This is a genomic window from Enterococcus sp. BWR-S5 (assembly GCF_016745255.1).
GTDB lineage: Bacteria > Bacillota > Bacilli > Lactobacillales > Enterococcaceae > Enterococcus_L.
Genome location: NZ_JADOEQ010000008.1, coordinates 103,437 through 116,841 on the forward strand (window position 1 = coordinate 103,437; position 13,405 = coordinate 116,841).

At 40.7% G+C, this 13,405-nt stretch carries 13 protein-coding genes; 12 read left to right on the forward strand and 1 reads right to left on the reverse strand.

Features of this window, described 5'->3' with window-relative positions; genetic code table 11:
• The first annotated feature begins 130 nt into the window (after positions 1–130).
• From IW510_RS10920 to IW510_RS10960, 9 genes are all read left to right on the forward strand, one after another.
• Positions 131–913 (forward strand): GNAT family N-acetyltransferase, encoded by a 783-nt coding sequence (locus tag IW510_RS10920; RefSeq protein WP_202059526.1) that lies wholly within the window; start codon positions 131–133, stop codon positions 911–913.
• Between the two features lie 229 nt (positions 914–1,142).
• The gene (gene rimP, locus IW510_RS10925) at positions 1,143–1,616 is read left to right on the forward strand and encodes a ribosome maturation factor RimP (protein ID WP_202059528.1); all 474 of its coding nucleotides are present in this window, start codon (positions 1,143–1,145) and stop codon (positions 1,614–1,616) included.
• An 88-nt stretch (positions 1,617–1,704) separates the two neighbouring features.
• Positions 1,705–2,919: a transcription termination factor NusA gene (gene nusA / locus IW510_RS10930; protein ID WP_202059530.1), complete on the forward strand. Its 1,215-nt coding sequence runs from the start codon at positions 1,705–1,707 to the stop codon at positions 2,917–2,919.
• 20 nt (positions 2,920–2,939) lie between these two features.
• Entirely contained in the window at positions 2,940–3,236 is a 297-nt protein-coding gene (gene rnpM / locus IW510_RS10935; RefSeq protein WP_202059532.1) for an RNase P modulator RnpM, read from the forward strand.
• Positions 3,229–3,531, forward strand: coding sequence for a YlxQ-related RNA-binding protein (locus tag IW510_RS10940; RefSeq protein WP_202059534.1), 303 nt, complete (start codon positions 3,229–3,231; stop codon positions 3,529–3,531). Before rnpM ends, IW510_RS10940 begins: the two co-directional genes overlap by 8 nt.
• 12 nt (positions 3,532–3,543) lie before the next feature.
• Positions 3,544–6,258 (forward strand): translation initiation factor IF-2, encoded by a 2,715-nt coding sequence (gene infB, locus IW510_RS10945; protein ID WP_202059536.1) that lies wholly within the window; start codon positions 3,544–3,546, stop codon positions 6,256–6,258.
• A 35-nt stretch (positions 6,259–6,293) separates the two neighbouring features.
• Positions 6,294–6,641 carry a 30S ribosome-binding factor RbfA gene (gene rbfA, locus IW510_RS10950; RefSeq protein ID WP_202059538.1) on the forward strand — a complete coding sequence of 116 codons (348 nt, stop codon included), beginning with the start codon at positions 6,294–6,296 and terminating at the stop codon, positions 6,639–6,641.
• Positions 6,642–7,227: 586 nt separating this feature from the next.
• Positions 7,228–7,923, forward strand: coding sequence for an acetolactate decarboxylase (gene budA, locus IW510_RS10955; RefSeq protein WP_442896414.1), 696 nt, complete (start codon positions 7,228–7,230; stop codon positions 7,921–7,923).
• A 288-nt stretch (positions 7,924–8,211) separates the two neighbouring features.
• Positions 8,212–8,541: a hypothetical protein gene (locus IW510_RS10960; RefSeq protein WP_202059540.1), complete on the forward strand. Its 330-nt coding sequence runs from the start codon at positions 8,212–8,214 to the stop codon at positions 8,539–8,541.
• 166 nt (positions 8,542–8,707) lie between these two features.
• Here IW510_RS10960 and IW510_RS10965 read toward each other — a convergent pair whose 3' ends face one another.
• A complete protein-coding gene (locus IW510_RS10965) occupies positions 8,708–9,154 on the reverse strand; it encodes a GNAT family N-acetyltransferase (protein WP_202059542.1) in 447 nt (148 codons plus the stop codon).
• Between the two features lie 100 nt (positions 9,155–9,254).
• Here IW510_RS10965 and IW510_RS10970 point away from each other — a divergent pair, with 100 nt between their 5' ends.
• From IW510_RS10970 to alaS, 3 genes are all read left to right on the forward strand, one after another.
• The gene (locus IW510_RS10970) at positions 9,255–10,349 is read left to right on the forward strand and encodes a DUF7278 family profilin-like fold-containing protein (RefSeq protein WP_236674706.1); all 1,095 of its coding nucleotides are present in this window, start codon (positions 9,255–9,257) and stop codon (positions 10,347–10,349) included.
• Positions 10,350–10,546: 197 nt separating this feature from the next.
• Positions 10,547–10,741, forward strand: a complete 195-nt coding sequence (locus tag IW510_RS10975; RefSeq protein ID WP_202059544.1) for a hypothetical protein — start codon at positions 10,547–10,549, stop codon at positions 10,739–10,741.
• Positions 10,742–10,761: 20 nt separating this feature from the next.
• Positions 10,762–13,404 carry an alanine--tRNA ligase gene (gene alaS, locus IW510_RS10980; protein ID WP_202059546.1) on the forward strand — a complete coding sequence of 881 codons (2,643 nt, stop codon included), beginning with the start codon at positions 10,762–10,764 and terminating at the stop codon, positions 13,402–13,404.
• Position 13,405 lies beyond the last annotated feature (1 nt).

The following is a 13,405-nucleotide window of genomic DNA, read 5'->3' on the forward strand; positions in this document are numbered from 1 at the left end:
GCTTTCATTTCTTCTATGGTAAAAGAAAATCGAACAAAAGAAAAGCGTCAGCTGAAATTAATCTTGGTTTTTAATAAGGGAACAGGTAATATAAAGGAAAAAGATGGAAAAGAAGAAAGTTGGCTAATAGATGAATGCGAAAATAATTGAAAAAAACGAGTTGTATTATTATGGCTTGGTTAATCCCAAAAGAGAATCAACGGAGGTTATTGAATACAGTAACTCGTTAGTTCCGCAAATGTACGATCATAACTTTTTTTATATGAAAGCACCGCTTTTGGCATCTGAGCTTCCGGCTTTTATGAAAGGTCAAGCGGCAGAGCAAGGCTTTCTAAAACTGTTCGGACGAATTTTTCCAACAAAAAAACAAGCAGAGTGGCCCGCACCTGCATTTGAAGGCTATGACTATGCAGAGGAGGAGCTTGTTTATTTATCCTTGGCAGATTATCAGGCACTAAATCAAGCTCAGACAGAAGTGGCTTATCGAAAAGTGGAGACAGAGCAGGACTTGCAGTTGTATTGTGAGTTCTCCTTTAATGATGCAAAGCGAATCTCCTTGAGTTTTGCAGAAGAAAAAAATAAGTTGATTCGTTGGCTGTACCAGCTCCCTCCAGCAGCATTTTATATAGCTGTGTCAGAAGGCAAGGTTGTCGGAAGTATTGATGTATACGAGCTGTCGGACTACTATAAAATAGAAAATGTCTATGTAGATGAAGCCTATCGAAAACGAGGCATTGCAGGCTCTTTGATTAAAACAGCTGTTCAGGAACGCCAAAAGAAAGCCTTGGGCGTTGGTTTGACAACGCATGTTGAGGGAATGGCAGGTTCTCTTTATAAAAAGCTGGGGTTTGTGGAAGAAGCGTTTTCTGTTAATCATTTGTTCACGAAGCCAATGGAGAGCTCAGAGGATTAATAACAGAGGAAGGGCAACTAAATCTTTGGCAGTCTTGTATCTGTCTGCCTGTAAGAGAACATAAAGAATTTGTCTATTTGAACTTTCTTCCTATTTATGGTAAACTATGCACAAGTAATGATACTGATTGTGAGTGAGCGGGTTTCTGCTCACTCTTTTTAATGGCATTTATCAGGAGCCTTGAGTTGCCAATGGTACGTTACATCTAATCTCGAAGGAGGCGAAAATTTTGAGTAGTGTCGTGGAAACTGTTACGGAGTTAGTCACACCGATCTTGAAAGAGCAGAATTTTGAACTTGTAGATATAGAGTTTGTCAAGGAAGGGAAGAACTGGTTTTTACGCGTGTTTATTGATAAAACAGGCGGTATTGATATTGAAGAATGTGCATTTGTCAGTGAACAGTTGAGTGAACGACTGGATGCCATTGAATCAGATCCGATTCCACAGGCTTATTTTCTCGAGGTCTCTTCTCCGGGGGCAGAACGTCCATTGAAGAAGGAATCAGACTACGAAAAGGCTGTAGGAGAATATATCAACCTTTCTTTCTATCAAGCAATAGATGGTGAGAAGCAGATTGAAGGAACATTGGAAAGCTTTGATAAAGAAACTGTTACATTAACAGTGAGAATCAAAACAAGAACAAAAGAAATGGTCATTGATCGAAAAAATATTGCAAAGGCTCGTTTAGCAATAAAATTTTAAGACAGTAGCTTCTAACGGTTTGTCTTTCAGTAAGGAAGGGCAAGATTCGTTCAGCTTTGACTAAAAAATCAGGAGGAAAGAATAACTAATGAGCAAAGAAATGTTAAATGCTTTAGAGGCATTAGAAGCTGAAAAAGGAATAAAAAAAGAAATAGTGATCGAAGCACTGGAAGCTGCGTTGGTTTCCGCATATAAAAGACACTATGGACAAGCGAATAATGTTGAAGTCGAATTTGACGGTAAAAAAGGGAACATCCACGTTTATGCTGTAAAAGAAGTGACTGACGAAGTAATGGATTCGCAGCTGGAAGTATCTTTGAAGGATGCGATGGAGATTAACATGGCTTATGAAGTAGGCGATAAGATTCGTTTTGAAGTAACACCAAAGGATTTCGGACGAATTGCTGCTCAAACGGCAAAGCAAGTTATTTTACAACGTGTTCGTGAAGCTGAGAGAACAGTCATTTATGACGAGTTCAGTGCATACGAAAATGATATTATGCAGGGAATTGTTGAAAGACAGGACCGTCGCTATATTTATGTCAACCTTGGTAAAATCGAAGCGGTGTTATCCAAACAGGACCAAATGCCTAATGAATTTTATCAACCTCATGATCGAATCAAGGTTTATGTATCACGAGTAGAAAATACATCTAAAGGACCTCAGGTTTTTGTAAGCCGCAGTCATCCGGATTTACTACGCCGTTTGTTTGAACAAGAGATTCCGGAAGTGTATGATGGTATCGTGGAGATTGTGAGTATTGCCAGAGAAGCGGGAGACCGCTCTAAGGTAGCTGTTCGCTCCAATGATTCAAATATCGATCCTGTCGGAACTTGTGTTGGACCGAAAGGGCAACGTGTACAGGCAATCGTGAATGAATTAAAGGGCGAAAATATGGACATCGTCGAGTGGGATGAAGATCCAGCCGTATTTATCAGTAATGCATTAAATCCGGCACAGGTTGTTGATGTAATTTTTGACGCTGTAAATCCAAAGGCATGCACAGTTGTTGTTCCTGATTTCCAATTGTCATTAGCCATCGGAAAACGCGGACAAAATGCTCGTTTGGCAGCGAAGCTGACAAACTTTAAGATTGACATTAAACCGGAATCGGAGATGGAAGACTTTTATGCTCAGCAAGCAGAAGCTGCTGCTGGAGAAGAGCTTCTGGACGGAGATGCAGAAGAGTTCGTAGAAGCGAACGCTGTTGACTACGATGACGCATCTTACGAAGAGACAGAATACGAAGAAGCTGAGTTGGATGCTGAACAGCCGGAAGAGGCTGAGCAAACAGAAGAATAACGTTTTGGAGGGGATTGAAAATGAAAAAAAGAAAAATTCCAATGCGCAAATCTGTTGTTTCAGGAGAAATGAAGCCTAAAAAAGAATTGGTTCGTATTACTCGCTCTAAAGAAGGAGAAGTCTCTCTTGACCCGTCTGGTAAACTGCCTGGGCGAGGCGCCTATATAGCACTTGATCCAGAGGAAGTTAAGAAGTCACAGGCGAATAAGATACTTGATCGAGTATTGGAAACTACACTGACGGACGCCTTTTATCAAGAGCTGCTGGAATATGTTGAACATCAAAAAGCACGTAAAGAGTTGTTTGGAAATGAATAAAGAGAAAACATTAAGCCTACTTGGTCTGGCGATGAGAGCTGGAAAATTAATCACAGGTGAAGAATTGACAGTGAAAGATATACAGAGCGGCAAATCAGCTTTTGTATTTGTTGCTGCAGACGCAAGTGAAAATACACGAAAAAAAATCAAAGATAAGTGTTCCTATTATGAAGTTTCCTGTAACAGTGAGCTGTTACAGTCAGAGCTTAGTCAGGCGATTGGCAGAACGCGAATGGTCGTGGGTGTAAACGACCGAGGCTTTGCGGGAAAATTCGAGGAATTAACAAAAGGCTAGGAAGGTGATTGCATGGGAAAAAAAAGAATATATGAATTAGCCAAAGAAATGAATCAATCAAGCAAAGAGGTAGTGACTAGAGCTCATGAGCTGGGGATCGATGTGAAAAATCACATGGGAGCAATTAGCGCGGATGACGAAACAAAAATTCGTTCTGCATTTAACAAGAAGACCAGCCCGGCACCTCAACAGAAACCAGCAAATCAGCAGCCAACTAAACAGCAAGGACAGAAACCAAACCATATGAGAGATAATAATAATAACCGTCCACAACAAGGACAACAAAACAGACCGAACCAACAAGGTCAGAGTCAAGGCAACAACCGTCCACAACAAGGACAACAAAACAGACCGAACCAACAAGGTCAGGGTCAAAGCAACAACCGTCCGCAGCAAGGACAACAAAGCAGACCAAACCAACAAGGCCAAGGTCAAGGTAACAACCGTCCGCAGCAAGGACAACAAAACAGACCAAACCAACAGGGCCAAGGTCAAGGAAATAATCGTCCGCAACAGGGACAACAAAACAGACCAAATCAACAAGGCCAAGGTCAAGGCAACAACCGTCCGCAGCAAGGACAACAAAACAGACCGAACCAACAAGGTCAGGGTCAAGGAAATAATCGTCCGCAACAAGGACAACAAAACAGACCAAACCAACAAGGCCAAGGTCAAGGCAACAATCGTCCACAGCAAGGACAGCAAAACAGACCAAACCAACAAGGGCAGCAGGGCGGTCAAAACCGTCAGGGTACCGGGACTGGAACTGGAACAGGTCAAAACAATCAAAACCGCAGCAATAACAATAACCAAAATAGAAATAACAGCTTTGGTGGCGGTGGAAATCAGAACCGCAATCGTGGAAACTTTAATAACCAAAATCGTAATAGATTTAACAAAAAAGGCAAAAAGGGCAAGTATCAAGAGTCTACGAAGCCTCCTGTACCAGCTAGAAAGTTCAAAGAGCTGCCTGAAGTATTAGAATATACAGAAGGTATGAACGTTGCAGATATCGCTAAAAAAATCTACCGTGAGCCGGCAGAAATCATCAAGAAGCTCTTTATGATGGGCGTTATGGTCAATCAAAACCAATCTTTAGATAAAGAGACAATTGAGCTTTTAGCTGTAGATTATGGTATTGAACCGAAAGAAAAAGTACAGATTGATATTGCAGATATTGATAAATTCTTTGAAGAAGAAGCTATTTTAGAAGAAAATCTTGTGACACGCCCACCGGTTGTAACAATCATGGGGCACGTTGACCACGGGAAAACAACCTTGCTTGATACACTGCGCAACTCTCGTGTAACTTCAGGAGAAGCAGGCGGAATCACTCAGCATATCGGTGCGTATCAAATTGAAATCGAAGGTAAGCCAATCACTTTCTTGGATACTCCGGGTCACTCGGCGTTTACAAGTATGCGTGCTCGTGGTGCAAGTATCACAGACATCACCATTTTAGTTGTAGCGGCAGATGATGGCGTTATGCCTCAGACGGTTGAAGCAATCAACCACGCAAAAGCTGCGAAGGTACCAATCATCGTTGCAGTGAATAAAATCGATAAGCCCGGTGCAAATCCGGATAGTGTGAAGCAAGCATTGTCTGAGCATGAATTAATTCCGGAAGAATGGGGCGGAGATACAATCTTTGTCAATATCTCAGCGAAATTCAACCAGAATATTGATGAGTTGTTGGAAAATGTATTGTTAGTCGCAGAAATCGAAGACTTGAAAGCTGATCCGACACAAAGAGCAATTGGTACAGTTATCGAAGCGCGTTTGGACAAAGGGAAAGGTTCTGTAGCAACATTGTTGGTACAACAAGGAACTCTGAAAGTCGGCGATCCAATCGTTGTCGGCAATACCTATGGACGTGTTCGTGTAATGACGAATGACATTGGCCGCAGAGATAAAGAGGCTGGACCGGCAACACCAGTTGAAATTACTGGGTTGAACGATGTTCCTCAAGCGGGCGATCGTTTTGCTGTATTGGAAGATGAAAAAACTGCTCGTCAAGCCGGGGAAGAAAGAGCGAAGCGTGCTTTGTTGGAACAACGTTCTGCAAACAGCCGTGTAACACTGGATAACCTGTTCGAAAGCTTGAAAGAGGGCGAATTGAAGGAAGTAAATGTTATCATCAAGGCTGACGTGCAGGGTTCTGCAGAAGCCTTGGCAGCAAGCCTTCAGAAAATTGATGTTGAAGGCGTGCGTGTCAAGATTGTCCATTCAGCAGTTGGTGCAATTAATGAAAGTGATGTAACGCTTGCAGCAGCAAGTAATGCAATCATCATCGGTTTCAATGTTCGTCCGACACCTCAGGCAAAACAACAGTCAGACCAGGAAGAAGTAGACATTCGTCTTCACAGAATCATCTACAATGCGATTGAAGAGATTGAAACGGCGATGAAAGGGATGCTTGATCCTGAGTTCGAAGAAAAAATCACCGGACAAATGGTTGTTCGTGAACTATACAAGGTTTCTAAAGTCGGAACAATTGCCGGCTGTTATGTAACAGATGGCTCTATCCGTAGAGACAGCGGTGTTCGTGTTATTCGTGACGGCATCGTTATCTATGAAGGTGTATTATCCAGCTTGAAACGCTTTAAGGATGATGCCAAAGAAGTAAAATTAGGATTTGAATGTGGAGCGATGGTCGAAAACTTCAATGACCTGAAGGTTGATGATGTGATCGAAGGCTTCGTAATGGAAGAAATTAAACGAGCTTAATTCCTCTGCTCCATAGTTGAGAGGAGAAAAAATAAATGGCAAATTATCGTGACCGTCGTGTTGGACAGGAAATTTTGCGGGAGATTAATGACATCTTACGAAAACGTGTCAGAGACCCCAGAGTCCAAGATATTACGATTACAGATGTACGTGTAACGGGTGATCTGCAGCAGGCAAAAATTTATTATAGCCTGCTTTCAGATTTGGCTTCTGACCACGAAAAAGCACAGCAAGGGTTAGACAAAGCAAAGGGATTGATTCGTAAGGAATTAGGCCAACGCTTAACCTTATATAAAACACCCGAGCTGATTTTTGAAAAAGATGAATCAGTCGCATATGGAAACCATATTGATGAACTGATTCGCAAATTGAATCAAGAATAGCAGATGTGATAGAGAGAGCCTTCAGGGAAATTTTTCCTTGAAGGTTTTTTTGGGTGGAAAATAGGCTATACGCAGATACGATCAAAAAAATGTAAGATAATAATCTGAGGCTGGGCCAAAAGTGTTTTGCTTCAAGAAATAAGGCGAATTATACGAAAATGGCTACTCACATTTTCAGTATAATTCGCCTTATTTCCGAAGAAGCAGCTTTTGGACCACCGTTTATTCGGATTTTAGGTTTAGGAAGAGTTGGCTGATTATTTCTGTCCCAGACACAGTGAAGTCTATCAACGACAATAACTCTCTGTTTTGTAAAAATGAGAGTTGTTTAAGTAATACTTAAGCTTTGAAGAACGAAAACTTATCTTTAACTCAAAATAATGGAACATGCTAAAATGTTAGCCATTATAAATCGTGCATTTTAGTGGAAATAGTTGTGATGTTTTCGATAAAGCTGATTAAAATTTGGCGGTGTTTTTCTAGTCAGAAGACAAATTTTGAGTAAATCATCGAATGCTTGAAAACATAAAAGTCTGGGAGAGTCAATTTCTCTTGAACAATTTGACTAAGAAAGAAGGGGTAAATCGTGAAAACCATTTATCAATATGGAACTTTAGGAATGCTGATGGAAGGCTTACTGGAAGGGACAAAACCTTTAGCTGAGATTTTAGCACATGGGAATTTTGGCATTGGAACGCTTGATTCTCTAGATGGAGAAATGACGATTCTTGACGGGATTGCCTACCAAGGAAAATCCGATGGACGTTTAGTAAGATTGACAGGAAAAGAAAAGGTACCATATGGAGCAATCACAGATTTTAGCTCTGATACACATTTTAGCTTCCATGAGGAAAAAAAACTTTCAGAAATAAAGGTTGGTCTAGAAGAACATATTCAGAGTAAGAATCTATTTGCGGCTGTAAAAATTCATGGACACTTCAAGCAAATGACCATCCGAATTATGCCAAAGCAAACACCGCCGTATAAGCATTTGATTGATATCCCACAGCTTGAATTTAAGAAGCAGGAAATTGCAGGGACAATTGTAGGGTTATACACACCAAGTCTGTTTCAAGGAGTGGCTAAGGGAGGATTTCACCTGCATTTCATTGATGATGCCCGCACTTTTACTGGACATGTTATCGATTGTATCATGGAAAATGGTACGGTTGAAATTTCTACTGCTGCTTCTTTAGCTGTTCAGTTGCCGGAGACATCGGATTTTTTAGCTGCTGATTTGGACTACACTAATTTAGAAAAGGAGATTGAACAAGCGGAGTAAGCGACGGCTTGTACACAATCAGAATAAGGCTGGTTTTTTTGAAAATCGCTTAGCTGAGTTGTTCTCTACTAACTGACCGTTTCAAAGGTATAGCTGATTTCATACTAATTAAAAAGCGGGATTTTATTTCCTGTCGGTTACTTAGTAGGAAGTAATGAAAAGGTAAAATATGATGAGAACGGCTTGCTACGAATTGCTTAATAATTTAAACTGGTAAGAGAAAGAGAAGTATTGTTTGTTAGTAACCGCATGACATGAGCAGATAAACCAATACAGCAGAGGTGAATTATGGGAGAAAAGCGTCCTCGAATAAATGTGGAGATTGACCATGTAAAGAATTACCCATTTATACGAAATGAAGTGCAAAAGGATTTAGAGAAAAACTACCCGGAAGAACCTGAAAAAGTAGCCGAATCACTTTCCTGGTTAGACCAGCTTCATGATTTGGAAACTGAAATGCAAAAAATTATGGCAGTCGTTGATGAAGAGCTGTTGAAGGCAGAGAAAAAATCATTGACGCTATTAAGCAGTACGCCTGAACGGATTCCCTACTATATCCAACAGTTATCGCAGCGCTATGAAGAGTGGAAAAAGGAACAAGAAAACCTTGATTCTTAGTCTAAAGATAGAACAAAAATCCTGACAAACATGTTTGTCAGGATTTTTGTCGTGTTAAATAGCCAGAGGTGTTCCTAAAGCTGAAGGAACTATGTCAGGATATCTTCTAATAATTGGGTCAACAATGTATTGGGTCGGATGAAAGAAATACTTCTATGTATTACTCTTAGCCTTCAGTTGAAACAGGTAATTCTTTTGACATTTTCACACAAAGAATATTGTCTTCCAAATAGGTTCCTGATTTTTTCTCATAACCAAGTTTTTCATAAAAAGGAACAACACTGATTTCAGCAGATAATGTAGAAGTTGTGCAGCCTTCGGCAATTGCCTTGTCTTCCAAAGCTTTCATCAGCTTACTGCCCATCCCTTTTCTTCTATAGTCCTCTTGAACACATAGGCGGTCAGGTTGAACAATACCTTCTTCTGCTAATTCATAGCGCAATGTTCCAACGACTTCTCGGCCTTCGTATAAGACGAAATATTTACGGTCCGGTGTATCCAGCTTATCAAACTCATCTTCAATTGAAATGTGCTGTTCCTTAACGAATACCTCATATCGAAGGGCAAATGCTGCAGCCTGATTCCAACGTTCACTTCCAAAATGTAGTTTCATGATTTTCCTCCATGTTTCTTATAATAAAATAGTGATTCAGTGGTATACTTATAATAACAGAAAAGAGGAAGAAATACGAGGAGGTTCTTTTATAGTGTTCATGGAGCAATTAGACTGGATCAGCTGGAAAAAAATGTCTGATAAAGCTAAGAAGTCTGTGTTTCAACAGGTTTTGCTTTATTATGTACATCCAATGATAGAAATCAGCGACATCCGCTTGAAAGATTATGAATTATATGGAATAAAATGCCGAACCTTCGAACTAGAGCTAGATGGCGAAACATTTGTATTTATTCCCGGAAATCAAGAGGCAATTCTGGGCTGGGACCTTGGAACCGAAGGCTTAAGAAGTCATGAACTGCTTGGTTTTGACTTGTTGGAAACAGAGGAAAGAACCTTTAAAACAACGCTCAATCAAGAAACGCTGGGGGAAGCGGCAGATTGGATTGAAGCAGAAGATTCTTATGATTTTAGTTCTCTTGAGGGCATCAGTCTATACATCAACGATCATACCAGCGAATTAAGGCGGATGAAAATCCCGGCAATGCTGGTTCAAAAATATGCACTACCGGCAGGAACTGAGATATTAGGAATCATGGACACAGTCACAGGGACCTTCAAAGGAGAAGTTGATAAGTTTCTTCCCTATGAAGAGGAAATTACAGCAGCTTTATTTCCACCCTTATCTGCTGTAGAAAGTATTTTTTGGGAATTTCCTAAGTCCGTTCATAAGCGAAACAGCTACTACTTAGAGTTTGTTCCGACGACTGATGCGTATTTGGTCTACTCTTCACGTGAACAGACACATAGCCAATTAAGAAAAAGAATTGGGCAGAAGGGCTTTACTCTTTTATCAGAGGACCAATGGGAATTTGCTGTGGGTGCAGGAACAAGAAGACTTTTTCGCTGGGGAAATGAGTTATTGCTGCCGCCCAAAGCCTCCGGTCGCCAGATTCTTGATAAAATAAATGGTCCTAATATGTTTGGTGTCGTCGTTGATACGCACCAAAACAGGTATGAGCTGACAGACAACGAGCAGATCGTTAAGCTGGAACGACAACGACCTCAGCGATCGTTGATTGAGAATATGCTTCCGCTATCTACTTACTATCAGACACGTCATACACTTTCTAAGGATCAGATACTAAGCCCTGATATCTATTTGTATAGAAAAGCAGTAATTGTCTCGCTTTGATGAAGTCAGTAGTTGACATTCTCATGTATTTTCCTTATACTTTGAGAAGAAATCTAAAGGATATCTTTTTAATCTGATGTATTTACAGAAAGTTCTTTATTGCTGAGAGAAGAACAATACAGGGTTGATTTGGCTCCCTTTAGCAAAACTTCAGCAGAAATGCTGACGCAACTCAGCGTTAACGAGCTTAAGAGGTAATGATAAACATCATTGCAATCAAGGTGGTACCGCGAACAATCGTCCTTGACTGCGATGGTGTTTTTGTATGCTCTTTCGGGATTACCGTAAGTATATTCAGAATTGGCGCTCTAGGTTTAACGAAAAAGGAGCCTGTCACTGTTTACGGAATCGTGGTCATTCAGAGCATCGCTGCAGCAAAAGAAATTAATTGAAGAAAGCAGGAATAGAAAAGATGAAACAATTATCCAGTAGTCAAGTCCGTCAGATGTTTTTAGATTTTTTCAAGAGCAAAGGGCATTCAATTGAACCAAGTGCTTCACTTGTTCCAGTAAATGATCCAACATTATTATGGATTAATTCAGGCGTAGCAACATTAAAAAAATATTTTGATGGTTCTGTTGTCCCTGAAAATCCAAGAATCACTAATGCACAGAAATCAATTCGTACAAATGATATTGAGAACGTCGGAAAAACAGCGCGTCACCATACAATGTTTGAAATGATGGGGAATTTCTCGATTGGGGATTACTTCAAAAAAGAAGCAATCCATTGGGCATGGGAGTTTCTAACTTCACCGGAATGGATTGGTTTTGATCCGGAAAAACTATATGTGACTGTTTATCCAAAGGATACCGAAGCAAAAAAAATCTGGCGTGAAGAGATTGGTCTTTCAGATGAACACATTGTTGATGTAGAAGATAATTTCTGGGATATTGGTGCGGGACCTTGTGGACCTGACTCAGAAATTTTCTATGATCGTGGAGAAGCATTCTTAGATATTCCGGAGGATGATCCGGAGAACTTCCCTGGCGGAGAAAATGAGCGTTATCTGGAAATCTGGAATCTGGTATTCTCAGAATTTAATCATCAGGCAGATGGCTCTTACGAACCGCTTCCTCATAAAAATATTGATACGGGAATGGGACTGGAAAGAATGGTCTCTATCATTCAAGATGCACCAACTAACTTCGAGACAGATTTATTTATGCCAATCATCGGTGAAGTTGAAAAGTTAAGCAAACAAGTAAAATACGGAGAAAATCCTCAAACGGATATTTCCTTTAAAGTTATCGCAGATCATATCCGTGCATTGTCATTTGCGATTGGAGATGGTGCCGTACCTTCTAATGAAGGACGCGGATATGTCCTTCGTCGTCTATTGCGTCGCGCAGTTATGCATGGCAAAAAGCTGGGAATCGATAAATCCTTCTTGTATGAACTGGTTCCTGTAGTTGGTGAAATCATGGTCAGCTATTATCCGGAAGTTCTGCAAAAGAAAGAATTTATTGAAAAAGTTGTTCATAATGAAGAGCAGCGTTTCCATGAAACAATCAATGAAGGTCTGGAAATTTTAAATCAAGTGATTGAACAGGTCAAAGCTTCAGGGGAAGATACACTAAACGGAAAAGATATCTTCAAGCTGTACGACACGTATGGATTCCCTGTAGAGTTAACTGAAGAAGTTGCTGAGGATGCAGGCTTAAAAGTGGATCATGCCGGCTTCGAAATAGAAATGAATGCTCAGCGTGAGCGTGCTCGTGCGGCCCGTAATACTGAATCTTCAATGGGAGTTCAATCTGCTGTTTTGACAGATATTAAGGTAGACAGTAAGTTTGTCGGCTATACAGAGCTGGCAGCTGAAAGTAAATTATTAATCATCTTACAGGATGAAGAGATTATTGATTCTGTCTCAGAGGGAACTGCTCAGGTCATTTTTGCTGAAACACCATTCTATGCAGAAATGGGTGGACAGGTTGCTGACCATGGGACGATTGAAGCAGCAGATGGAACAGTAGTAGGGAATGTTGTAAATGTTGTGAAGGCTCCAAACGGACAGTTCCTCCATACTGTTGAAGTAATCGGTTTGCTGACAGAAGGTAGCAGCTATCAGCTGAAGGTCAACGAAAAAATGCGTAATCGTATTTTGAAAAACCATACAGCGACTCATTTGCTGCATCGTGCATTGAAGGACATCTTAGGCGATCATGCCAATCAGGCAGGATCACTTGTGGCACCTGGACACCTACGCTTTGACTTCACACATTTTGGCCAAGTAACAGCGGAAGAATTGGTTCAGATGGAAGCCATTGTTAATGAAAAAATATGGGAAGCTATTCCTGTTGAAACAATTGAAACGGATATTGATACAGCGAAAAATATGGGCGCCATGGCTCTGTTTGGTGAAAAGTATGGTAGAGAAGTCCGAGTAGTCAATATCGGTGGCTATTCTATCGAGCTTTGTGGTGGGACACATGTGAAAAATACCGAAGATATCGGTATCTTCAAAATTGTTTCTGAGTCAGGAATAGGGGCCGGTGTTCGCCGGATTGAAGCTGTGACAAGTAAAGAAGCCTATGAGCTGATGAACGAAGAAGAGAAGCAATTGAAAACAATTGCGGGAATCGTTAAATCTCCTCAGCTGAAGGAAGTTGTTTCTAAAACGGAGCAACTGCAACAGCAGCTTCGTCAATTACAAAGAGAAAACGAACAGCTGGCAGGAAAACTGGCAAACCAACAAGCAGGAGATATTTTCAAAGATATTAAGGAAGTTAACGGTCATAGCTACATTGCAGCGAAAGTAAATGTAAAGGATATGAACCAGCTTCGTCAGCTTGCCGATCAATGGAAGCAAAAAGAACTATCTGATATTTTAGTGTTGGCAACAGCTCAAGATGAAAAAGTTAGCTTATTGACAGCTATGTCATCAAAAGCGAATGAATCAGGTTTGAAGGCCGGAGATTTAATTAAAGTCATTGCACCAAAAGTAGGCGGCGGCGGTGGCGGTCGTCCTGATATGGCACAAGCCGGTGGTAAAAATCCAGCCGGAATTGCCGATGCATTGGCAGAGGTTGGCGTTTGGCTTGAAAGCAAGTAGG